Below are 23,024 nucleotides of genomic sequence, written 5' to 3'. Positions count from 1 at the left end.
GGGGCCTTTTTTTTTGCTTTTAAACGGTGTTGAACGATCTGCCTTAGGCGAGTGCTTCTTTCAATTCATCTGGAGAAGCGTTCCACCATTCTTCATTATGTGAGATCAGCAACTTCTTGAGTGCAGCCCGATCTTCCGGCCCCAGCTCATCCAGCATGAAACGGCGCTTCATGGCGTAATCCATGCGATTCACATGTTCAGCCAGCAGTTTCCATCCGCGTCTCGCTTCTGTATCGATCCACATCTCACATGCCGTTGCTCCACCATACAGTTGCCCCTCTTCCGTGCGATCTACAGCTACCCACACCAGCCATACCTGGCGTCCGTTGGGTACATCTTCGCGATTCGTCGAGAACTTGATATTGCGCTCCACTTTACTCTTCGCATGCATCGCACCAATATCAATTTTGGCTTCGCCATTATCAATAATGACCGGAGAAAGGTTATTCAGATCAATGGAGCCTGCACCGAAGCCTTTATGCTTGCTCTTTGCACTAACGATATTCAAGGCAATCTGTTTTTTGCCGTTTTGCTCGTTTTGGTCCATGTTTATAGCCTCCAAGGGTTGATACAAATATTTTAACTAATAATTGGCCCATTGCAAACATATACATGCTGTAGATGCTTGTCAACGGGAGGTATTTATCGATGATTCCACGACGCGCCAAGAGCTGGCTCACCGCATCCCTGGCCCTGTGTGTGCTGGCCGGAGGGATATGGATCACTCTGGGTTATACTCACTCAACTCATTCCGAATTGCCAACACTTGCCCCGGAATCGGGCAAGCCTAAGGCAAAAGCCCCAACGCCAGCACCTCCAGAAAGTGTACAGACCCCCACTGCCGAAGTGTACAGCAACCGTGTTGTGGAATATCACATGGATGTAAAACTGGTCGAAGGGAACGTACTGGAAGGAACTCAGACGATTACCTGGACACACCCAGGTAAAAAAACCGTCAACGAGCTTTACTTTCATATGTATCCCAACGCCTTCTCTTCTGCTGACACCACCTTTATGAAGGAATCCGGTGGAAAACTTCGGGGTGATATCATGCCTACCAATGGTTATGGCTCGATGAACATTACCGAAATGAAAACGGAGGACGGGCTCTCTCTGCTGCACCGGATGCAGTATGTGCAACCAGATGACGGAAACATCAAGGACACCACACTCATTAAAGTCCGCTTACCCAAACCCGTCAAAGGCGGGGAAAGCATTACAATCCATACCCGATTTGTGGTGAATCTGCCGAAAATTTTCGCCCGGATGGGAACTGCTGATGATTTTGTCATGGCAGGTCAATGGTTCCCCAAAATAAGTGCATATGAACCTGTGGGCAGACGCGGACGGACAACAGAAGGCTGGAATCTGCATCAATACCATGGCAATTCAGAGTTTTACGCCGACTTCGGTATATATAGTGTGCGTATTCGGGTGCCTGAAACATACAAAGTTGCTGCTACCGGATTTCCGACACAACAAGCCGTGGTGAAGAACGGAGAAAAGGTTTATCAATTCTATGCCGATGATGTGCATGATTTCGCCTGGGCAGCTTCACCGGATTTTGTCTACGCCGAGGAACCCTTTTCTGCACCCAATGTGCCCGGTGTACGAATCAAGTTATATCTGGACCCTGCTCATCAGGATTTGAAAGAACGTTATTTCTACGCCGCTAAAGCCGCACTAGCCAATTATAGCAAATGGTTTGGCCCATATCCTTACGCTACCTTATCCATCGTTGTTCCACCCAAATCGGGGAACGGTGCTGGAGGTATGGAATACCCTACGCTGGTTACAGCCTTTGGAGCCGATGATACCACTCCAGGTTATGACCTGGAACGTACCGTAGTCCACGAGATCGGACACCAATATTTCTACGGTATGGTTGCCAGCAACGAATTCGAGGAAGCCTGGCTGGATGAGGGGTTCACCTCTTATGCAGAAGACAAACTGATGGAGCAGGAATACGGATTGATTCCGAATCTGCCGGTACAATCAGGCCTGATTACGTCTCCTTCGTCTTTAACCCAAGAATCCTGGAAGTTCGATTCACAGAATGAGTATGCAGCCAATGTCTACACACGTGGCAAGCTTGTATTGCTTGGTATTGAACATCAAGTCGGCACAAAAAAGATGGAACGCATTCTCTCTACCTATGTGAAGAAGTACCGTTTCAAACATCCCACTTCGGCTGATTTCCAGAACGTTGTGGAACAAGTGACACGCACTTCCTGGTCTGAATATTTTGATCATTACGTCTACGGTGACGGGATGGCTGACTTTGCTGTAGAAAAGATTCGTGTTACGCCCATACAGAAAGACGGTCAAACATGGTACGAGTCATCCGTAACAATCGCCAAAAAAGGTAGTGATTACAACGCCGTTCCTGTTCGAATTGCTTTTGAAGACGGACATACCCTCACCAAGCAATGGGATGGCAAAGAAGATCGCATTACTTATAAATTAACTCACACATCACCCGTATCCTGGGCCATGACCGATCCACTGTACACGATCGTGCTGGAGAACCGCCATATGAACAATTTCCTGAAATCCGGACTGGATGAGCAGACGAAATCCCGCTGGAGCATAAGTGTAACCAAACTAATAGAAGCCATATTCGGAGGTCTGTCATGGTGAGGTGGAAACGGTGAAAGCGAAAATACGTGAAGGCTGGTTTCTCGTCCGTCAGCATATGTTCATTGCGGCACTCTTATTTCTTTATCAACTCATATGGGGATATTTCTTCTATCGAATGGTACAATCGGCAGTCATCCCACTCCTCCTGCGCTATCCAGATCCTGATGCCGGGGAGCTGAGTACACTTTTGTTCAAAATGGAAAGCCAACTTAACTTGTCTACCCATCCGGAGGTTCATCGTTATCTATGGATTCTCGGGGGCATGCTGCTGGTTCGCATGTTGATTAGCCCCCTGATTCAGGCCGGACTGCTCTACTCACTTCAGCACTTTAATTCTACAGAAGAGCGCATCCCATTCGTCCGCGGAATCAGAAACCTGTGGAAACCGATGATGCTGCTCCACACCATACGTACATTATTGATACTTCTGCCCGCCTACTGGCTCATACCTAAGCTCTACTCGATCCTCATGGACGGATTTCATTCCCTTCAATTACTTGTACCTGGCATACCTTATGTTGCTGCCTGGATTGTATATGGTTGGATCATCCACCATGCCCTGCTCTACATGCAGTTCGGTGTTTCGGCACCAGAAGGAGAAGGTGGGGCTCACGGTACTCTCAAGGCACTCTGGATTGCACTGCGTCATCTCTTCGCCGTAATCGGCATTGCACTCCTGTTGGGCGGAGTTCATCTACTCGTCTTCGGGGCATTCACTTCAGCCTCATGGTTAGTAACGGGGCTTACCGGACTTATACTACAACAGACGTATCCACTAGCCAGATGTCTATTGAGTCTGTGGAAAATATGCAGCCATTTCCGATTATGGCAGTCCAAAATAGCCAAAGGTGAGAGCAGATAGTTTAAAAATTGTTACCATCACATGTTAAACTTATGGCCTGATATGTACTTATAAATAGGCAAACCTCAACCTTTCCCCGTCAAAGGTCGAGGTTTTTTTTGCTAATTTTGTTGCTAAACGTTGCCAAAGCCGTACTCCTCTGTTACAATAATCGCAGTGAGTTTTTAGTAACAACTTTGTAATCTTTACATTCATATTTGTAACTACTTAAAATTAAATCGTCATTTCTTGATTTCGCAGGTGCATAACTAGCATAGCCAAATTCCTGGCACCTGGGAAGCGGGGGAACCAGTTATGGGTGAATTGATCTTGCTACAGAGGGATCATAGGGGACCTTCAACCGAATCCTTAAGCTAACCTCGCAGGCGTTGGAAGGGGAATATCTCTTGTTCAAGAAGAAATTAACCGCAGCTGTACTTAGCATCACATTCGCATTATCGCTTGGTGCAGGTAGCGCATTCGCAGATTCAAAAATGGACGCAGTAATTGATTCAGCAATGGGAACTACATACAAAAGTGGGGGAACAACGCTTAACGGCTTTGACTGCTCCGGATTTACACGATATGTATTCGACAAATTGGGTATTGATCTGGCACGCCAATCGAGTTCCCAATTCGACATGGGCGATTCTGTATCCCGCATGGAAATGAGAGCTGGCGATCTGGTATTCTTTAATACAACAGGTAAAGGCGTATCACATGTAGGAATCTTTGTAGGGGATGGAAAGTTCGCACACTCCTCTTCTTCCAAAGGCGTGACGATCAGTGCATTGAGTGAAAATTATTGGGCCAATCGTTATGTTGGCGCTAAACGGATTATGAGCACGGACGCGTATGAATCACTGGCCCTTGACTAGGGACAAGCTGAGCAACATGATGCTGTAACCATTAACCATACTGGAACGAAGCAAGAAGCATAACAGAACCGCCCGGTACATTCTCCGCAGGAATGTATCCGGCGGTTTTTTTGTGCTTCCATCCTGATTCATGTGGCAAGTTACACTCGGGGTATATCTTGCCACATCAACAGGTTCATTTTTCGTTCATTCGTCCGTGCCCTTATGATGTTTTTACCCATCCTGTTATAATATAAACGAAATTACCGGAACTTTTGTTTCATATTTTTTCTGGTAAGGCAGACTTGCTAAATGAATATCTCTTTTGTAGAGTGGACAAAGAGTTCTGTTTCAAGGAAAGGAGCATACAGGTGTATGAAGGAAGCCCCTTTGATGTTTCACGTTGTACCCATGCAAGAAGAACATGCGGAGCTCATCTGCAGTTGGCAGTATGATCCGCCTTACAATATCTACAGCTGGCTCCTTTGGGAGCAGATGAAAGCGCTGGAAGTGGAATTCGGAGATGCACAGCTGCGGCAGGAGCAATATGCGATCGTTCTGGATCAGAATGATCGTGTAAGTGGATTTGCTCAATACTTTCCGCTTCAAGGGGTAACCCGGATTGGTCTCGGCATGCATCCAGAGCTGTGTGGTCAGGGTCAAGGGACAGCTTTTGTTACGGCCATTGTACAAGAAGCTATTCGCCGAAATCCCACGAATGAGATTGATCTTGAAGTGCTTACTTGGAACACTCGTGCCATTCAAGTCTATCTGAAGAGTGGATTTGTCACCCAGGATACATATGAACGACAGACCCCAAGCGGCTTGAAGCCCTTTCACTGTATGGTTTATGAAGGGCCTCGTGATTAAAACCCATTGCAAAGCAACCAAATTTGCGCCTTGTTATGTGATTAGTTCAAAAATTTCCCACAAAATGCTATGATGTCAGTACAGGTTCCGTTATAATGATATGGATAGTTTCAGGTTAGATGATCTTTCATTCTGGAGGGGACATAAGGGATGCACAAATGGATCATGAGCGGAGTATTTTTTGCAGCATGCGCTTTAGCTATTGTTTTAATGTTTACGCTTCCAGGGAAAGAAGAAGTGGCTGAAGAAGCCAAGCCAACCATGCCGGAAGTCACATTGGATGCCGGACAGGCTGAAGCACTGGTCAAAGCGAATTGTATCTCCTGTCACGGGGATCAGCTTCAGGGTGGCGTAGGACCTGCTCTGGCCAACATCGGCAGCCAGGATGATCTGGAGAAGATCTACTCTACGATTGTCAAAGGTAAAGGTGGTATGCCTTCCTTCAAGGGCAAACTGCAGGATGAAGAGATTGCCAATATCGCCATGTGGCTTTCAGAGAAGAAATAATCTCTGCACGCGCATAACAAAGAGGCCCTTAATCCCCTTTTGGGAAAATAAGAGCCTCTTTGTTATGCCATTGATTAGGCCTCTGCTGCATGCTCAGCCAGAAAGGCCTCCACTTCACGTGCAGACGGCATCCCGGACTGGGCGCCGAGCTTCGTCACGGATAACGCGGCCGCACCCATGGCGAAGCCTACGGCCGCGTCCAACGTCTCACCGCGCGCGAGGGCTACCGCCAGCGCGCCGTTGAAGCAATCGCCAGCGCCGGTCGTATCGACGGCGCTTACGGCGTAGCCGGGCGCACGGCATGCGCCGGCACGCCCTGCCTGTACGCGGCCACCAGGCGCCGCAGCGTATACAGCCCCCTCGGGGCCGAGCGTCGTGACGACAGCGGCCCCGAGGGATGCGGCGAGCTCTGCGACCGCCGCATCCAAGTCTTCCGGCCGGAGGTGATCCCGGCCGGTAAGCACGGCAAGCTCACTGCGGTTCGGCGTGACAACGTCGACGCACCGCAGGAGCTCCTGGGGCAGACCCGGCACCGCGGGAGCCGGGTTGAGCACCACCAGTGCGCTGCCTTCAGCCGCCAGTTGGGCGGCGCGGGTAACCGCTGGCAGCGGGATCTCCAGCTGCAGCAGCACCGCTGCGGCTGCAGTCAGGCTTTTTACCGTATCCGCCTCTTCCAGCATCTCAGGCACAACTTGCCCATTCGCACCAGGAATAACGATAATCCGGTTGTCTCCCCGAGAGAGCCAAATGGAAGCTGTTCCTGTAACCGTGTCTTCCAATCTGCGAACCTGCGAGACATCTGCGCCACTTTCCGTCAGACTGTGCAGCAGACGTTCGCCAAAACCGTCCGATCCCACCGCACCAATCATCGTCGTCTGTCCACCCAGACGCGCAGCAGCAACAGCCTGGTTCGCCCCTTTACCCCCAGCAAGATAATGCAGTTCCTCACCGCTCACCGTCTCTCCCTCTTCCGGAATCGTGTCTGTCTTCACCACGAGATCCATATTGAGACTGCCTACGACAGCAATAAGAGGTTGTTCCTGATTATAGTCTGACATGTATGGTTCACTCACTTCCGGCCGCGCGACAATAACCGAATTCGTTATTCCGACCTCATTTTGTCATAAGCTTCGTTATATTGCCCGGCTTCCTTAATATCTACAGATGTGATACCTCCCGCATCCCATGACGTGAGACGCAGCGTAACCGTTGTATAGTCAATCGTAATAAAAGGATGATGATTGAATGCTTCCGAGATCGCAGCGACCTCATCCACAAATGCAATCCCTTTCATGTAGTTGGAGAACACGAATTTGCGTACAATCCACCGTCCCTCTTCCAGTTCCCAGCCTTCCAGCCTTCCCAGATGAGCTTCGACTTCCTCTTGCGAAAAAACCATGCGTTATCTTCCTCCCCATAGGATGGTACATTACAGACGTCTGTCCGAATAACCACCAACACCTTTGGCGCTATCGTCAGCAATTTCAAAGGCCAGGCTCACCGCCATGCGGTTGGCCCATTTCACGACTAACATCTTACCACGGACAAGCTTCAAAATTCAATCAACTTAAATGGCATAGAGCCAATAACCATAAGGCTTTGAGGAAAATTCCAGTTCCATTCATCCCTCTAAAAATACATGTATACACACTAAATTAAAGGCACAAACGTCAACTCTTCTTCCCCAATCAAAATATGAATGCGGTGCTGCTCCTTATCATGGATGACCACACCACTTCCAACCGGAATGATCGATTCCTCACCCAGCGCATAGAACAGATCCTCCGCCAACGCCTCATCTACTTCAAGTTGCTCAGGTGCCCCGAGTCTCTCCCACTCTTCCGCGTCCATTTCAAAGAAAACATACCGATCCGGTATGCGTCCGATTGCCGTTGTCAAATCTGTCAAAATTCCTTCATAATCCCGTCCATGCTTTACGCCCATTGGCTTTTCACTCCTATTCGGCCCCTAAGGAGCGGATTTGATCTTATTATACCTGAAAATAACCCTTAAAAAAAAAGGCCTTCTGGTCGATAAATACATATATGACCGTTTTAACTGTTTCAGCAACCGTAAGGAATGCCTGACATTGAACGGATTGCGGCCAAAAATTCGTCCGGAAGCCCGAATACAGCCGCTTGAAAGGATTCAATTTTATCTCATGGATGAGGTGTATGATGAACATTTCAACGATTATTGGACTAGTTTTTGGACTGGTCTCCCTTGTACTCGGTATGTTCCTGAAGGGTGCGCCCTTAATCAACCTGGTTAACAATCCGGCAGCCTACGTTATTATCTTTGTGGGTACGGCAGGAACTATCTTTATCGCATTTCCGATGTCTGAAGTTAAAAAAATCCCTAAGCTTTTCGGGATTATTTTCAAAAACCAAGTACTTATTGATCGAGTATCTCTGATCGGCACGTTTATGGATTGGGCTTCCACTACCCGTCGTGAAGGTTTGCTTGCACTGGAATCAAAAGTAGAAGAGATTGACGATCAGTTCCTTCGTGGCGGTATGCGTATGATTATCGACGGCAACGATCAGGAATTTGTAAGTGATGTACTCATGGAAGATATTCACGCTACAGAGGAGCGCCACCGTGGCGGTGCCTTGATCTTCGCTCAGGCGGGGATGTACGCACCAACGCTCGGGGTTCTCGGGGCCGTTGTAGGTCTCATCGCAGCACTTGCCGATCTCAGTGACATGGAGAAACTCTCCCATGCGATTGCGGCAGCCTTTATCGCAACACTCCTTGGTATATTTAGTGGTTACGTGTTATGGCACCCGATGTCGAACAAGCTGAAGCGGATGTCCAAGCAAGAAATGGAGATCAAGCTGATGATGGTTGAAGGATTGTTATCCATACAATCTGGCGTCTCCACCATTGCCATCAACCAAAAGTTATCCGTATTCCTGACACCTTCCGAACGTAAACAACTGGAAGAGAAGGAGGGATCATCAGGTGAAAAAGGCTAAAAAGCACGAACCACATGAAGAACATATAGACGAGAGCTGGTTGCTTCCCTATTCTGACTTGATGACCTTGTTGCTTGCCCTGTTTATCACGTTGTTCTCCATGAGTTCACTCGATGCAGCCAAGTTCGAACAGATGGCTTCCGCACTAAGCAGTGCATTGAATGGGGGCTCCGGTATTCTGGATCATACGTCCATGAACCCGGATACGCCAGGTGTTGACTTAGGTAAGAACAAACAGGAACCAACAGAAATCACCAAAAAAACACCAGCTCAGATTACGGATGCACAGATGGCTCAAAAAGAACAGGAAGATCTGGAGAAGCTCAAGAAACGGCTTGACCAGTATATCTCGAAGAACGGGCTTTCAGACCAGTTGAACACCAAGCTGAATCAGTCTGAATTGAAGATCACCATCAGTGATAATGCCCTGTTCTCCTCAGGCCGAGCAGATGTGAAGCCTGAATCACGATCCCTGGCCAAAGCGATTTCAAGCATGCTGCAGGAGTTCCCTGAATATGAAGTGGTGGTATCCGGTCATACCGATAATATTCCCATTTCGAACAACCAATATAAGGATAACTGGGATCTGAGTGCAGATCGTGCGCTCAACTTCCTGAAAATCCTGTTGCTGAACACGCAATTGGACCCTTCCAAATTCACACCAAGTGGCTATGGAGAGTATCACCCGGTTGCCAGCAATGATACCAATACCGGAAGAGCACAGAATCGCCGTGTAGAGGTGTCTATCATTCGGAAGTATCAAAGTAACAATACGAATGTAAAAGCCGTTGGCGAAGGAAACTAGAAGCCTGCTGCGATGCATCAAACAAAAGACCGTTCTCCAGATACAAGGAGAACGGTCTTTTCGTGTATATATCTTTATGCTTGGTTTATATTTACATTTTATTTCTATATCGTTTAAATCAGTCAGAGCCTGAATCAACTATTCCAGTGAATAGTCCAACAGTCCGCCCAGCTCCGCTTTTTCGGCGGCAGTAAGCTCTCTCCATGCACCTGTTGCCATTTCTCCAAGATGGATGTTCATGATCCGAACCCGCTTCAGCTTACGAACCTCATATCCAAAGGCACTACACATACGCCGAATCTGGCGGTTCTTTCCTTCGGTCAGGATAATACGGAATACACGATCCGTCATCCGGGTCACTGTACATGGCAGTGTCATTTCGCCCAAAATCTTGACTCCTGTGCTCATACCTCTAAGGAAACTCGGGGTTACAGATCGATCAACAGTGACGATATACTCTTTCTCGTGGCGTCCTTCTGCTCTAAGAATCCGGTTAACAATATCCCCATCATTGGTCATCAGGATCAAACCTTCCGAGTCCTTATCCAGACGTCCAATTGGAAAAATACGTTCATCGTGCCCGACAAAATCAACGATATTACCCTGAATATGCTGCTCGGTTGTACTTGTGATTCCAATCGGTTTATTCAGCGCGATATATACGTGTTTTCTCTTTTCCTTAATCGGTTTACCATTAATTCGTACATCGTCGCCTTCTTCTGCCTGACTGCCCAGTTCAGCCTTAACTCCATTAATGGTTACCTGACCACTATCCACCAACTTGTCGGCTTCACGCCGGGAGCAATAACCTGTTTCACTAATAAATTTATTAATACGCAAAAGGTAATCTCACCTCATCTATTTCTCTTCATCTGTAAGTGTGTCATCCGTTACCTGATCTGCCTCAATAACTTCCGGTTGTTGCTCGGATGCAGGCAGTTCAATAATAACCGTTGTTCCCTTGTTCATGACGCTTTTAATATCCATCATGCCCTTATGTGATTGAATAATGCGCTGACTGACCATCAGTCCAAGCCCTGTTCCAGACTCTTTGTTCGTAAAGAAAGGCTCTCCAAGCTTGGGCATCATCTCTTCAGGGATACCAATCCCTTCATCCCTGATCTCAATTCTGACCCTGTTGAGCTGTTCATCATGCTTGAGCTTGATATGAATACTTCCTCCATTTGGCATGGCCTCCATACCATTTTTCAGCAAATTGATGAATACCTGCTTCAACTGGTTCTCTTCACAGTGTACCATAGCCGAATCGGATGAGGCACGCAGTACAAATTCTACACCATGCAGATGTGCCTGACTATCCAGTAGCGAGATGACATCGCCGAGAATAAAACGAATATCCCGATTCTGAAAATGAACCGCCTGCGGTTTGGCCAAAATCAGAAATTCACCGACAATAAGGTTGATGCGATCCAGCTCCGATAACATCAGATCCAGATGACGATGATTCAGCTTATTACTCTCTTGCTGTAACTGCAAGAACCCGCGCAGCGTGGTTAACGGATTACGAATCTCATGCGCCACGCCTGCTGCAAGCTGACCCACGGTTGTAAGCTTCTCAGAGCGTCTGAGCAGCTCTTCCATACGATTACGACTTGTAATATCCCTGGAGACACTAATGAGCGCGGTAATCTCTCCAGCCTCATCTCGTACCGGGGCCGTACTGACACTAACCTCTACCCGGGTCCCGTCTTTCTTCATCCAGGTGGTTTCGTTGGACGTAATGGACATCCCTTCAACGAGTTGGGCATGCTGACGTTTCATTTCTTCTTCTGCCTCTGGCGGAATGATCTTCAGGTTACGACCTTCCACCTCACGACTTCGAAAGCCATATAATTGTTCAAATGCCCGGTTAACCCGCAGCACTTTCCCTTCAAGATCCGTAATGTGAATGGCATCAGCTGTCTGATTGATAATGGATTCCAGATGCTCTTTCACCGCTCGATTCTCTTCATACATCTGTTTCAGACGGCTCGTATAGTGTCCCAGATTGCGAATCATGGCATTAATACGATTAGCCAGTTGGCCAAGTTCATCCTTCCTCCGGACTTTCAGACGGAAGTCAAAGTGTCCATCGGCTACATCATTCACTTTGCCCAGTATGGATTGGATCGGGCGCGTAATATAGCCTGCGAGCAAATAGCTGCCAAAGATCACGATCTCCAGCAAAACCAAAGATATTGAGGCATGGCTCACCAGCTGCTCAGATACCATGGAGGATATTTGCTTATAGTCCATGACAATACTGATGACATAGGAAGACTGATTGGGTGTGAAAATGGGAATAAAACTCTTCAATACCTTCTGTTCGTGTGTTTCGCTGACAAAAGATACATTCTGCCCTGTTCGAATGGCGCGCACCACAGCACGGTGGTCCTCTTCCGTAGAACCATATTGGTATGTGCCGAAACGAATCGGTCTGTTATTCAACTTGCTAAAGTTCGAATCTCTTCCGTCATCACCCATGTTGGGGCTGCCGAAAGTTAACGGATTGATGCCTGTAATCTCCAGAATGGAGGGATTGACCTCACGAATTTTATTCAAAATCTCATCCGGACTAGAGATTTTCACATAGTCATCAACTTCCGTATTATTATAGAAGGGATTGATTATGTAGTTTCTCTTTCCATCATGGTAGTAACCCCAAATATCAATATCCGAAGGACTGGATGTCGAATATTCGAATCCATCTGACCAGAAATGCTCCAACTTCTGCCCCTGGGGGATCGTTACCTGTTGTTTTTCAAACAGCTGCTTAAAGGCCTGATACCAATACGTCATGGATTTGGTGGACAACCCGATCTCTCTCGGATCGGAAGAACGGCTAACCACAATGTCATCATCCGTCTGCTCCATCAACGATATATGTGAGACGCCAACCTTCTGACTCAAGCGAACAAGTTCTTCATTTGTGATATTATTAATATCCGGGTCCAATTCTTCCGCTGCCATGACAGCAGCAAGCCACAGATTGTTGCCAATCTGTCGTTTTACATAATCCGAACTGTATTGATTCTGTTCGACAGCAATTGCAATCTGCTTCGCAGTGAGCACCATCTTGGTTTCACTGTCCTGCCTCAGATTCTCTTCTGTAGTATAATAACTCAGTGCGATATTCAACACTAAAATAACGAGCACTGAGCACGACATAATCATGGATAATTTCGTTTTAATAGACAAGTTTTTTTGTTCACCTCTCGGCTTGTACCCTCTGGCGATATATGGCAAAACCTATCTCCATCATAACGCTTGTATGTCTTTTTGAAAAGGATAATTGACCTGTGTCCAAAAGTTACCGAATGACTGAAAAGGTCGAAATTCGTTGTTTTTTGCATTTTCGAACTCTACAGTGAAATTAATCACTATATTTATCCACATACCCACAGGCTTGTGGATAGTTTGTTTATAACTTTGTGAGCAACTCTATGCTTATCCACATTTCTATACACAACATGTTAACAACCCGAATACTTGTTCGCTGAATAAATGCTTTTTGGAAGGAGTTATATTATAATGAATGACCATTCTCTCCAGTTCGATCTTGAGAATTTATCTGAGGAGGCTCAACATGAGCACTGGATGCGGGAAGCCATTGCTGAGGCCTACAAGGCCGAGGCTCTTGGAGAAGTGCCTATCGGAGCTGTAATTGTACAACATAACCAAATTATTGGCCGAGGATACAATCTGCGTGAAACTACACTGGATTCCACCGCCCATGCAGAGATGGTAGCTATTCGTCAGGCCAGCGAGACTATCGGAGCTTGGCGTTTGTTGGATTGTTCTCTGTACGTCACACTGGAACCTTGTCCGATGTGTGCAGGTGCAATTGTACAATCCAGGGTCCCCCGTGTAATCTTTGGTACGGCTGATCCCAAAGCAGGCTGTGCAGGTACACTGATGAACCTGTTACAGGAGCCTCGTTTTAACCACCGCACCGAGGTGATCCCGGATATCCTCCAGCCTGAGTGCTCCACGATGCTGACACAATTTTTCAGACGTCTGCGCCAAAAGTAAAAGGAGTCACCGACTACAAACATCCCACTTGGAAAGGAAGTGTGCTGCAATGGCACTAACACTCTATGATACAGCCAATGGCATAAGCCTTCGGTTGCTTACATCTCAGGATACACAATCCTATCTGGACCTGATTCAGGTTACACGTGTCCCCTATCAAGCTGTAGAACCCGTGCGAGAGAATGATTTTTATACATTGGATGCTCAGACTCGACGGATTGAAGATCGGGTCAAGGCAGCAGAAGAAGGTACTGGATATCAATTTGGAATCTATACCATTAAAGACAGCCTGTTGATTGGACAAGTAAGTCTTAACAATGTCGTATTGGGCGTTGCCAATTATGCTGATATGGGTTACTTTATCCATCCAGATTATCAAGGCGGCGGACGAATGACAGCCGCAGTTAAACTGGCCGTAGCTTATGGCTTCCGTGCGCTGAAGTTGAATCGGGTTCAGGCTGCCGTATTGCCCACCAACAAAGGTTCACAGCGTGTATTGGAGAAGAACGGATTCCAGTTTGAAGGTACTGCCCGCAAATACCTCAAGATCAATGGCAAATATCAGGATCATCAGATCTATGCTGTACTTGCTGACGACTTGGATGAACTTGCTGATTAATTAAATTAGAAGTTCCACCACATAGCTGTCTGTAAACCCAATTCGACCATATGCAATTCAATGTTTAAACCGCACTCCCCTAGTAATCCAGGGAGAGAGTGCGGTTTTATTTATATGGATCACCAGCTCCAGTTCAATATCCAATCCATCATAACGTAGACCTCCTTACTGCCTGTGTAACAAAAAAACCGCCTGTATCCAAGCGGAAGGAGATTATCCTTCACTTGAATCACAGACGGTTTGAATCAGCGAGATTAGTATCCGTATGAAGCGTTCATCAGTTCTTCGAACTCTTGCATGGTAATTACGTCATCGCCAGTCGGGATGTTGATTTTGAAAGCAGCTTTTTCGTTAATCTTGGTGTACGTATTGGAACCCGTAAATGCCAATTTCACTTCGTCTTTTGTATCTTCTGGCTTGATCAGCACATCAGCGACCATCTTTTGATATACAGGGAAGTCGTTTTTGTCCAATGCGAAATCGATGTTGAATTGGTTGATTGTCAGAACATCTTTCAATTTATCCAAGTCTTTAGCCATTTCAGCCTGATCTACTTCAGTGATTTTCAAATCTTCTTTAGCTTTGTCGATATCAGCCTGATCCATTTGAAGCATTTCACGATATTCCTCTTTGGACAGAATATCCAATACTTTAGGCATAGCTTTTGTTACCAGTACAGTAACTGCTTCTTTCACATTGTCATTATTCACTGTGAATTGTACAACCTGCTTCGCATCTACACCTTCAGGAAGTTTTGCATCTTTGGTGTCCAGGTTTTTGAAGAATTTAGCTTGGTCGTACTCACTCAGCACCGCGTCCATAACTTCGTTGCTCAGCTTTTGGGTTTTGGCTGCATCCATAGCATTCGGGTTCCATTCTGTACCCTCTTGCTCAGCCAGTTCTTTCAGATCCAGTTCCAGGAACTTGCCAACAACATTCTCCGGAATCGGGAAGAATGGAATATTCGGCACTTTCACATAAAGTTTCTCGGCCGTCATCACCATTGGAATGGTAAAGGTCATACCCATGTCGCCTTTAAGTTCAATGCCCAGAGTCATCTCTGTCTGCATTGGCTCACTTTGGTATACACCTGTTACATTCAGCTGAGCATCCTTCAACATACTCATAAACTGAGTCATAGTAGGATCAGTCTGTGAAGTATCCCCAGGTTTATAGCTCAATTCATTAATTGTGAAGTTGGAACTCATTTCATACGAAGTCAATTTGGAAGCATTGGCCGCAGCCGTCTTCAATGCCTCTTTTGGTTCCTGCTTGCTGCTACATGCTGTCAATGCCATAGATACGGTTAACAGCAACGTAAGAAGAAGCGCCCCCATACGTTTAGTCATTTTTGTCTCTCCTCTCGTGATAACCCCAAAAAAAGTAATTCAATATCAATGATATACCATATCACCTGATACCGAAACCTAATTTGGGAAAAATGTGATCTTTCCTCTTTAAAATGGCTACAAAGACCTAGGTGAGGTTTGGGATTCAGCAGGTGCATGTCTTTATATATGTATGAATACGCAAAAGCCCCCTGTTAGGTAACAAGGGACTTTTGCGTGATTTGATTTCTTCTAAATTAACCTTGGGGATTCAGATGATCCACATGATTTTGATTTTTCACTTTTTTTGAACCGGATAATGGTTCGTGCATGGAAGGACGTTTGGATGAATGATGATGCTGTTCGGCAGCTTGCGCTTCCGGTACAGGAATTGTTTTTGGTTTGCTCATAATGTTGCCCCCTCATCAATGTTAGGAATGGGATGGGTCCCTATCTTCCGTTTTATCATGATTTAGTGCATCTTGATGACGGCGATCATTGATATCTTGCTGAATTTGCTGGGCATGGTGACTGTTTACGGCTGGCTGCTCCAGATCATCGACTACATTTTGCAGGTTTTTGTCTACTCCCGCTTTGGCTTTAGTCAATTGAGTTCACTCCTTCAGATTTCAGGCTATTGTCTCGTCTGGGATTGTAACGACTGGGCGCATTCGTGAATGTGCCGTGTATAATCGTGGGCCAGTTCCTGAATTGGCTCTGTACGCTCATCTGTCGTTCGTCCATCCCGTTCCACATCAATCAGTTGTACACTGACTTCACGGGAATCCACATACGCACACTTGAAATCAAAAGAGTACATCTCATGACCTGCTGTCGCAATGTGTATCCGAATGGCCTGTTGATCGGCTTCATCCGCCATTACTTGAGCCTGATCGCCAACATTCAAGACTTGAGGCAAACGCTCTTGCCAAGCCCCTACAAGCTCTGTCTGATCGATGTTTAACTCGCGATTCATCTTACCACCTCCACTCCTATAAAGTGCGGCGATGAAGATGTTTTTATACATATCAGAATTACTCAAAATATAACGTTGTACTGAGAAACATATACACCAGGTCATCAACCTGTACGCTCACTACGTTGAACAAACCCACAATGCAAAAAAGGACCCGAGTGAGATCGCTCGAATCCTTGTTATAAGTGTAGTATGGCGGAGAGGGTGGGATTCGAACCCACGTGGAGTTGCCCCCTAACGGTTTTCAAGACCGCCCCGTTATGACCGCTTCGGTACCTCTCCAGGGAATTAACTTTTATAAACTTGCCACGAAAAGTATCATACCACATCTCGACATCATAATGCAACCTTTTTATATTAAATTGATAATCCGTATCAGACATTAGCCTCAGTTTATAAAAAAGACTCCATGCCGCCACTCTGAAATGACGGATGGAATCTGTATTCCCCTTGAGGAGGTTAATCAACTCTTAAGAGCGAGGTGCAATCACACTTGTACCGCCCATATAAGGACGCAATGCTTCAGGAATAACAACTGTACCATCTTCCTGTTGATAGTTCTCCAGGATAGCAGCTACCGTCCGTCCAACGGCCAATCCCGAACCGTTCAATGTATGCACAAATTCCGGTTTGGCTTTCGGCTCTCTGCGGAAACGGATATTGGCACGGCGTGCCTGAAAGTCCTCACAGTTAGAGCAGGAAGAAATCTCACGATAGGTGTTGCTCTCAGGTAACCATACTTCGATATCATACGTTTTAGCTGAAGTGAAGCCCATATCTGCGGTACACAATGTCAGAACGCGATACGGCAATCCCAATAATTGAAGCACACGCTCCGCATTTTGAGTCATTTGCTCCAGCTCTTCATACGAAGTCTCTGGAGTAGAGAGCTTGAGCAGCTCAACTTTGTTAAACTGATGCTGACGAATCAATCCGCGTGTATCCCGTCCAGCCGAACCGGCTTCAGAACGGAAACAAGAGCTGTATGCCACAAAGTGCTTAGGCAATTGATCCAGATTCAGAATCTCTTCGCGATGATAGTTCGTTACCGGAACTTCAGCAGTAGGGATCAGATAATATTCGGTATCTTTCAACTTGAACAGGTCTTCTTCGAACTTAGGCAGTTGACCTGTTCCAAACAAGCTATCCCGATTAACGATGTATGGAGGCAGAATCTCCTCATAACCATGTTGATCGCTGTGCAGATCCATCATGAAATTGATCAATGCCCGTTCCAGACGAGCACCCAATCCTTTATAAAAGGTAAAACGAGATCCTGTTACTTTGGCAGCAGCTTCAAAATCAAGGATATCGAGATCCTGTGCAATTTCCCAATGGGCTTTTGGTGCAAAAGTAAATGACTTGGGCTCTTCCCAACGACGAATCTCAACATTGTCGTCTTCAGAGGCTCCAACAGGTACACTTTCGTTAGGAATGTTCGGAATCGCCATTGTGAGATCATTGATCTTCACTTCCAGTTCCCGAACCTCTTCGTCCATGGCTTTGATACGATCAGACACTTCGCGCATCTCCACAATCAGATCATCCGCATTCTCACGGTTCTTCTTCAGTCTAGCAACTTCCGCAGAGACCGTATTCCGACGGCTCTTCAGCGTTTCACTCTCTTGAAGCAATTCCCGACGCTTGGCATCCATCTCGGTAAATCCAGCGATAAGATCCAGCGATTTGCCACGTTTAGTCAATGCCTCTTCTACACGTGCATACTCATTACGCAATATTTTCACATCAAGCACGATATACCCCTCCTAAATAACCCCACGTAGTGAAGCTTTATGTTAAATCGAATCTCAAAACTCTACTGTGTATACCTTACTATATACTTATCGGAATCTGTAACCACAAAAACAACCTACGTCCCCCGTGTGACCCTCTGCTGCGATTCCCGCTATGAAGCAGATACAGGCAACATCAGGCATCCGTTCAGATGCAACTGCCAATCAGCGGCCTTACAAGGCTGCTGGTGAAGTGATCCGATGACCGGGAGATCATAGGTTGTACATCATGCACTATTTAAGGTCCACCGTGTGTTTGTAGGACTTGGCCATGTCTACAAAATAAGCATGCAGACGATAGTCATCCGTCAACTCCGGATGATACGAGCAAGCCAGCAAATGTCCCTGACGAGCTGTAACAATCTCATCCTTGTAAGTAGAAAGTACCTCTACCTGCTCTCCAACACTCTCAATCAAGGGAGCCCGGATAAACACAGCTCTCACCGTTTCCTCGATGCCTTTAACCGGCAAGTCTGTTTCAAAACTTTCTCTCTGCCGTCCAAATGCATTTCGGGATACAGTCATATCCATTAGCTCCAAATGAGCTTCTTCCTGTCCTGTAATATGCTTAGCCATAACGATTAAGCCAGCACAGGTACCAAATACCGGTTTTCCTTCAGCAGCAAACGCTCGAATAGCATCCATAAACCCATACTTACGCATCAGTTTGCCAATCGTTGTACTCTCCCCGCCAGGAAGGATAAGACCATCCAGATCCTCCAATTGCTGAACCTGTTTGATAGCCACTCCCTCTGCTCCAGCGCGTTCAATACTCCGTATATGTTCTGTGACAGCTCCTTGAAGTGCTAAAACGCCGATCTTCATTTGCACATTCCCCTTCTCTTACCAGCCGCGATCTTTCATACGCTCGAAAGGTGCAAGTTTGGATATCTCTATGCCCTTCATCGGTGCTCCAAGATCATGGACACTTCGGCCCGTAATGTATGTGTCGCTCATTGCCTTAAATAGAGCTATTAACCGCTCCACCCAGTAAATGAACATTGGAGTTTTTTGCTTCATTATACGTGAATTCTAACTTGATATTTTACCTGAAAAATTGTAAATATACAATCCATCCGGTCAGAATAACTTGCATTTTGTCAATACTATGACCACATAAGCATCAGATTCATAATCATACTCTTTTTCATGAAGTACGCTATGGGCTAAAACAGGTTTTTAATCCCGTCAAAGAGATCCACGAAGAAATCCTTAACAGCACGGAAGAACAGACGGAACCAACCGCCTTTTTCGGCCTCTTCGGCTGTAATCAAGTTCACTGTTTTTTCCTGAGGCTCAATTCCATCTGCTTTGTACGTGTACGTCACTGTACCAACCTTCGTACCTGCCTTGATTGGTGCTACCAACTTGTCAGCCTCAGTTACGTTTGCTTTGAACGTCACATCCAGGTTCTGAGTACCTTTGGGTACAACGAAACTTACCGCATTATCGGTTACAACAGGAACGGTTGTTTCTTTCCCTTTTTTCAAAGGTACAGCTTCCCAGCCCGTCACTTTGGTCTTGCCTGCGACAGCCTGCTTCACTTCAAAGTTGTTAAATCCAAAGTCCAACACCTTTTTAGTTTCTCTGAAACGTGCGGATTCCGAATCTGTGCCCATAACGACACTAATTAGACGCATACCGTTACGTTCCGCTGTACCTGTAAAGTTATTACCTGCGTTCGTGGTATGGCCTGTTTTCATTCCATCCAGACCTTCATAGGCATAGCTTTTGAAATTGGTTATATTTTTATTCGCTTCCAGCATCCAGTTATAATTGATAATTGGGGCTTTATCGTTGGGACGGAATTTATACGATTGAATGGTAGTAAAATCTTTGTAGTCCGGGTGGTCCATAATGATATATCTGCACAGAATCGCAGCATCCAGTGCAGACATCACTGTTTCTTTATCTTCAGCTGGACGGAAGTCGGCAGGCATATCTGCTCGATCGAGACCGGAAGAGTTGATGAAGAACGTATCCTTCATGCCCATGCGCTTCGCTTCATCATTCATCATTTTCACGAAATCTTCTTCCGAACCTGCAACATGTTCAGCCAAAGCAACCGTAGCATCATTGGCAGATCCAACAGCCATGGCAATATAAAGATCCTTAACTGTGTGTTGGTCACCTTCCGCGAGGAAAATACGCGAGCCGACACTTTGTGCAGCATTCTTTTTAACAGTTACAATATCGTCCCAGCTGAGTTTGCCTTGTTTGACTTGTTCGGCAACAATGTACTCTGTCATCATTTTAGTCATACTCGCAGGTGGCATGGCTTTATCTGCATCGACATTGAGCAGAATCTGGCCCGTTGATGCCTCCATGAGCACTGCTGATCTAACTTCGAGCCCAAGTGAGTCTACCCCAGGAACCTGAACCGCTTTCTCCGTCTTCGTTGTTGTTGCTGCAGCAGTCAGAACCTGACCGGAGTTATTCGCAGCAGCCATGACCGGCATTACTGCAGACATGCAAAGCATGTTAATTAGCATTACCGAGGCTACGCTCTTTTTGAGCATTTGGCGTTTCTTCTTATTCATGTGTTTGGCTTTCAATGATGAATACTCCCTTCGTTCCAAAGCATTGTTGTTTGCTTCAGTGCAGCTTATGCTGCGATTTTCTTTGTCCCTAACCTGTGTGTTTGATGTGTGAGAGGTGTACTATATGCGCTGTATCGAACGAGCAATATTATTGCTCCTAAAGTTCGTTAACGATTGTCACTTAGTCCGCATTTTGCGAATGCTTATGTAAAAGGACGTCCGCGCTTCTGTGTAGCAGCCAGTCTTTCTGGCATTTCCATTTGCTTTTCATAACCATATACATAGATTCACGTCAAATAACCGCCGTAACGCCTTAATCCAACCTAGGATCGTCACCGCTTGTTCTATTCTATCACAGGGGTATCTGCAAAAAAAGACAGACCCGGTGAAAATCACCGAGCCTGTCCTGGAAATGATTAACTCTCTTCCGATTACAACGAGTAGTTAGGTGCTTCTTTTGTGATCTGTACATCATGTGGATGACTTTCACGCAGACCTGCACCAGTAATGCGAATAAAACCAGTATCGTTCCGAAGTTGCTCCAGGTTGCTTGTACCGCAGTAACCCATACCGGAACGCAGACCACCGATCAATTGGTGAATTGTATCAGACAATGGGCCTTTGTACGCGACACGGCCCTCAATTCCTTCTGGAACCAGTTTCTTGTCATCATCCTGGAAGTAGCGGTCTTTACTACCTTGTTTCATTGCCGCCATTGAACCCATACCACGATAAACTTTGTAGCTACGTCCTTGGAAGATCTCAGTCTCCCCTGGGCTTTCTGCTGTGCCGGCAAATAAACTTCCCAGCATCACCGCGTGTGCACCTGCAGCCAATGCCTTCGTAATTTCACCGGAATATTTGATTCCGCCATCCGCGATAATTGGAACCCCATATTCACGTGCCACTGTTGCACAATCGTACACAGCAGTTACTTGAGGTACACCAATACCAGCGATAACGCGTGTTGTACAGATTGAACCTGGACCAATACCCACTTTGACTACCGAAGCCCCTGCTTCGATCAGGTCACGAGTGGCTTCACCAGTAGCGACGTTACCTGCAACGATAGTCAAGCTAGGGAAACGTTCACGAAGCTGACGTACAGCTTCAATGATATTGATGTGGTGTCCATGAGCCGAGTCTACCGTAATCAAGTCCACACCAGCTTGTACCAGAGCATCAGCACGTTCAAATGTATCTTTGGAAATACCAATCGCTGCACCAACCAACAAACGTCCTTGAGCATCTTTGGCTGCATGAGGGAATTGAATGGCTTTCTCAATATCTTTAATGGTGATAAGACCTTTCAACGTGTTCGTCTCATCAACTAATGGAAGTTTCTCAATCTTGTGCTTCTGAAGGATACCTTCAGCTTCTTGCAATGTAGTACCTACAGGAGCGGTAACCAGATTCTCACGGGTCATGACTTCGCTGATTTTGATGCCATAATCATGGATGAAACGCAAGTCACGGTTAGTCAAAATACCAACCAGCTTCTGATCTCCTTCAATAATAGGTACACCAGAGATACGATATTTCGCCATTACTGCTTCCGCATCAGACACCAGATGATCAGCCGTCAGTGAGAACGGGTTTGTAATAACACCACTCTCCGAACGCTTAACACGATCTACTTCTTCAGCCTGTTGTTCAACAGACATATTTTTATGAATAATACCGATACCGCCTTCACGTGCAATGGCAATAGCCAAAGTCGCTTCAGTTACCGTATCCATACCCGCACTGATCAAAGGAATGTTTAACTTTACACTATCGCTCAAGCGAATAGATACATCTACTTCTTTAGGCAGTGTCTCGGATTTCCGTGGCACTAGCAATACATCATCAAAGGTGAGGCCTTCCTTACCAAATTTATCTTCCCACACGCAAGTGTTCCTCCTTATGTTTGCTCAGCTTTACGGTCCAAAACCCGAAGATTCCAGGCTGTATTTTACGCCGAAAATACGTTTTCTGAAAAATTTATTATTGCCATCTTAGCAAAGCGATATTTAGACTGTCAAGGAAAAGTACTTGGTTATATAAGGTGTGTTGTCTCATGAATACAACTGTTTTTCTCAAGAGGACAAGTGTAATCAATATAACATATAAACTTCTAATCAAATCAAATGACGGTTATCTTTTATAAGTCATTTTGGCTATACATTTAATGTATTCACACTAGTTTTTATACCTCAATTATTCATTTATATATAAATAAAAACCACCACCGAATAA

At 46.0% G+C, this 23,024-nt stretch carries 23 protein-coding genes, 1 tRNA gene and 1 riboswitch; of the genes, 9 read left to right on the top strand and 15 right to left on the bottom strand.

Going from position 1 to position 23,024, the window contains the following annotated elements:
• Positions 1-43: 43 nt before the first annotated feature.
• Complete coding sequence (locus MHH93_RS27115) at positions 44-547, bottom strand: YwhD family protein (RefSeq protein ID WP_253428974.1); 504 nt, start codon at positions 545-547, stop codon at positions 44-46.
• 101 nt (positions 548-648) lie between these two features.
• Here MHH93_RS27115 and MHH93_RS27110 point away from each other — a divergent pair, with 101 nt between their 5' ends.
• From MHH93_RS27110 to MHH93_RS27090, 5 genes are all read left to right on the top strand, one after another.
• Positions 649-2,640 carry a M1 family metallopeptidase gene (locus tag MHH93_RS27110; protein ID WP_500056560.1) on the top strand — a complete coding sequence of 664 codons (1,992 nt, stop codon included), beginning with the start codon at positions 649-651 and terminating at the stop codon, positions 2,638-2,640.
• A gap of 10 nt (positions 2,641-2,650) precedes the next feature.
• Positions 2,651-3,502: a hypothetical protein gene (locus MHH93_RS27105; protein ID WP_500056559.1), complete on the top strand. Its 852-nt coding sequence runs from the start codon at positions 2,651-2,653 to the stop codon at positions 3,500-3,502.
• Between the two features lie 245 nt (positions 3,503-3,747).
• Positions 3,748-3,885: riboswitch (cyclic di-AMP (ydaO/yuaA leader) on the top strand.
• Between the two features lie 3 nt (positions 3,886-3,888).
• Positions 3,889-4,359 (top strand): C40 family peptidase, encoded by a 471-nt coding sequence (locus MHH93_RS27100; protein ID WP_500056558.1) that lies wholly within the window; start codon positions 3,889-3,891, stop codon positions 4,357-4,359.
• A 354-nt stretch (positions 4,360-4,713) separates the two neighbouring features.
• Entirely contained in the window at positions 4,714-5,208 is a 495-nt protein-coding gene (locus tag MHH93_RS27095) for a GNAT family N-acetyltransferase (RefSeq protein WP_500056556.1), read from the top strand.
• A gap of 150 nt (positions 5,209-5,358) precedes the next feature.
• Positions 5,359-5,715, top strand: a complete 357-nt coding sequence (locus tag MHH93_RS27090; RefSeq protein WP_036607288.1) for a c-type cytochrome — start codon at positions 5,359-5,361, stop codon at positions 5,713-5,715.
• A 74-nt stretch (positions 5,716-5,789) separates the two neighbouring features.
• On the opposite strand, the gene rbsK is transcribed toward MHH93_RS27090, so the two are convergent.
• From rbsK to MHH93_RS27075, 3 genes are all read right to left on the bottom strand, one after another.
• Positions 5,790-6,773 (bottom strand): ribokinase, encoded by a 984-nt coding sequence (gene rbsK / locus MHH93_RS27085; RefSeq protein WP_500056555.1) that lies wholly within the window; start codon positions 6,771-6,773, stop codon positions 5,790-5,792.
• Between the two features lie 44 nt (positions 6,774-6,817).
• Positions 6,818-7,114, bottom strand: coding sequence for a 4a-hydroxytetrahydrobiopterin dehydratase (locus MHH93_RS27080; protein WP_062838136.1), 297 nt, complete (start codon positions 7,112-7,114; stop codon positions 6,818-6,820).
• A gap of 251 nt (positions 7,115-7,365) precedes the next feature.
• Positions 7,366-7,659, bottom strand: a complete 294-nt coding sequence (locus tag MHH93_RS27075) for a hypothetical protein (protein WP_340400080.1) — start codon at positions 7,657-7,659, stop codon at positions 7,366-7,368.
• Positions 7,660-7,892: 233 nt separating this feature from the next.
• Between MHH93_RS27075 and motA the strand changes: the two genes are divergently transcribed.
• A complete protein-coding gene (motA, locus tag MHH93_RS27070) occupies positions 7,893-8,693 on the top strand; it encodes a flagellar motor stator protein MotA (protein ID WP_017691317.1) in 801 nt (266 codons plus the stop codon).
• Positions 8,680-9,498, top strand: coding sequence for a flagellar motor protein MotB (motB, locus tag MHH93_RS27065; protein ID WP_442034999.1), 819 nt, complete (start codon positions 8,680-8,682; stop codon positions 9,496-9,498). The genes motA and motB overlap by 14 nt, the downstream gene beginning before the upstream one ends.
• A 138-nt stretch (positions 9,499-9,636) precedes the next feature.
• Here the strand turns inward: motB and rluF are convergent, their stop codons facing one another.
• On the bottom strand, positions 9,637-10,338 hold the full coding sequence (rluF, locus tag MHH93_RS27060; RefSeq protein ID WP_062838140.1) for a 23S rRNA pseudouridine(2604) synthase RluF: 702 nt from the start codon (positions 10,336-10,338) through the stop codon (positions 9,637-9,639).
• 18 nt (positions 10,339-10,356) lie between these two features.
• The gene (locus MHH93_RS27055) at positions 10,357-12,696 is read right to left on the bottom strand and encodes an ATP-binding protein (RefSeq protein WP_500056554.1); all 2,340 of its coding nucleotides are present in this window, start codon (positions 12,694-12,696) and stop codon (positions 10,357-10,359) included.
• Positions 12,697-13,029: 333 nt separating this feature from the next.
• Here MHH93_RS27055 and tadA point away from each other — a divergent pair, with 333 nt between their 5' ends.
• Together tadA and MHH93_RS27045 are read left to right on the top strand one after the other, a co-directional pair.
• Positions 13,030-13,530, top strand: coding sequence for a tRNA adenosine(34) deaminase TadA (tadA, locus tag MHH93_RS27050; protein ID WP_500056552.1), 501 nt, complete (start codon positions 13,030-13,032; stop codon positions 13,528-13,530).
• A 49-nt stretch (positions 13,531-13,579) separates the two neighbouring features.
• Complete coding sequence (locus MHH93_RS27045; protein WP_500056551.1) at positions 13,580-14,149, top strand: GNAT family N-acetyltransferase; 570 nt, start codon at positions 13,580-13,582, stop codon at positions 14,147-14,149.
• Positions 14,150-14,403: 254 nt separating this feature from the next.
• On the opposite strand, the gene MHH93_RS27040 is transcribed toward MHH93_RS27045, so the two are convergent.
• From MHH93_RS27040 to guaB, 9 genes are all read right to left on the bottom strand, one after another.
• Entirely contained in the window at positions 14,404-15,498 is a 1,095-nt protein-coding gene (locus tag MHH93_RS27040) for a hypothetical protein (protein WP_500056550.1), read from the bottom strand.
• A 236-nt stretch (positions 15,499-15,734) separates the two neighbouring features.
• Entirely contained in the window at positions 15,735-15,887 is a 153-nt protein-coding gene (locus MHH93_RS27035) for a small acid-soluble spore protein P (protein WP_500056548.1), read from the bottom strand.
• 21 nt (positions 15,888-15,908) lie between these two features.
• Complete coding sequence (locus MHH93_RS27030) at positions 15,909-16,085, bottom strand: hypothetical protein (RefSeq protein WP_017691325.1); 177 nt, start codon at positions 16,083-16,085, stop codon at positions 15,909-15,911.
• Positions 16,086-16,111: 26 nt separating this feature from the next.
• On the bottom strand, positions 16,112-16,453 hold the full coding sequence (locus MHH93_RS27025) for a hypothetical protein (protein WP_124118848.1): 342 nt from the start codon (positions 16,451-16,453) through the stop codon (positions 16,112-16,114).
• A 193-nt stretch (positions 16,454-16,646) separates the two neighbouring features.
• Positions 16,647-16,735 (bottom strand) — tRNA-Ser (locus tag MHH93_RS27020).
• 188 nt (positions 16,736-16,923) lie between these two features.
• Complete coding sequence (serS, locus tag MHH93_RS27015) at positions 16,924-18,207, bottom strand: serine--tRNA ligase (RefSeq protein ID WP_500056547.1); 1,284 nt, start codon at positions 18,205-18,207, stop codon at positions 16,924-16,926.
• A gap of 273 nt (positions 18,208-18,480) precedes the next feature.
• Positions 18,481-19,071, bottom strand: coding sequence for a pyridoxal 5'-phosphate synthase glutaminase subunit PdxT (gene pdxT, locus MHH93_RS27010; protein ID WP_500056545.1), 591 nt, complete (start codon positions 19,069-19,071; stop codon positions 18,481-18,483).
• 341 nt (positions 19,072-19,412) lie between these two features.
• Positions 19,413-20,801, bottom strand: a complete 1,389-nt coding sequence (locus tag MHH93_RS27005) for a D-alanyl-D-alanine carboxypeptidase family protein (RefSeq protein ID WP_500056544.1) — start codon at positions 20,799-20,801, stop codon at positions 19,413-19,415.
• Between the two features lie 416 nt (positions 20,802-21,217).
• Complete coding sequence (guaB, locus tag MHH93_RS27000; protein WP_500056543.1) at positions 21,218-22,675, bottom strand: IMP dehydrogenase; 1,458 nt, start codon at positions 22,673-22,675, stop codon at positions 21,218-21,220.
• Positions 22,676-23,024 lie beyond the last annotated feature (349 nt).

This window comes from Priestia sp. FSL H7-0729 (assembly GCF_038005685.1).
In the GTDB taxonomy this organism is placed as follows: Bacteria; Bacillota; Bacilli; order Paenibacillales; family Paenibacillaceae; genus Paenibacillus.
The sequence above is the reverse complement of the archived record's forward strand: the minus strand, read 5'-3'. Positions and strand labels throughout refer to the sequence as shown.

What these genes read in the sequence shown, in the direction of transcription:
- MHH93_RS27090 (WP_036607288.1), top strand. Translation starts at nt 5,359, where the DNA reads ATGCACAAATGGATCATGAGCGGAGTATTTTTTGCAGCATGCGCTTTA.
- MHH93_RS27040 (WP_500056550.1), bottom strand. Translation starts at nt 15,498, where the DNA reads ATGACTAAACGTATGGGGGCGCTTCTTCTTACGTTGCTGTTAACCGTA.
- MHH93_RS27025 (WP_124118848.1), bottom strand. Translation starts at nt 16,453, where the DNA reads ATGAATCGCGAGTTAAACATCGATCAGACAGAGCTTGTAGGGGCTTGG.
- MHH93_RS27045 (WP_500056551.1), top strand. Translation starts at nt 13,580, where the DNA reads ATGGCACTAACACTCTATGATACAGCCAATGGCATAAGCCTTCGGTTG.
- MHH93_RS27035 (WP_500056548.1), bottom strand. Translation starts at nt 15,887, where the DNA reads ATGAGCAAACCAAAAACAATTCCTGTACCGGAAGCGCAAGCTGCCGAA.
- tadA (WP_500056552.1), top strand. Translation starts at nt 13,030, where the DNA reads ATGAATGACCATTCTCTCCAGTTCGATCTTGAGAATTTATCTGAGGAG.
- pdxT (WP_500056545.1), bottom strand. Translation starts at nt 19,071, where the DNA reads ATGAAGATCGGCGTTTTAGCACTTCAAGGAGCTGTCACAGAACATATA.
- MHH93_RS27115 (WP_253428974.1), bottom strand. Translation starts at nt 547, where the DNA reads ATGGACCAAAACGAGCAAAACGGCAAAAAACAGATTGCCTTGAATATC.
- MHH93_RS27080 (WP_062838136.1), bottom strand. Translation starts at nt 7,114, where the DNA reads ATGGTTTTTTCGCAAGAGGAAGTCGAAGCTCATCTGGGAAGGCTGGAA.
- rbsK (WP_500056555.1), bottom strand. Translation starts at nt 6,773, where the DNA reads ATGTCAGACTATAATCAGGAACAACCTCTTATTGCTGTCGTAGGCAGT.
- MHH93_RS27110 (WP_500056560.1), top strand. Translation starts at nt 649, where the DNA reads ATGATTCCACGACGCGCCAAGAGCTGGCTCACCGCATCCCTGGCCCTG.
- MHH93_RS27095 (WP_500056556.1), top strand. Translation starts at nt 4,714, where the DNA reads ATGAAGGAAGCCCCTTTGATGTTTCACGTTGTACCCATGCAAGAAGAA.
- MHH93_RS27075 (WP_340400080.1), bottom strand. Translation starts at nt 7,659, where the DNA reads ATGGGCGTAAAGCATGGACGGGATTATGAAGGAATTTTGACAGATTTG.
- motA (WP_017691317.1), top strand. Translation starts at nt 7,893, where the DNA reads ATGAACATTTCAACGATTATTGGACTAGTTTTTGGACTGGTCTCCCTT.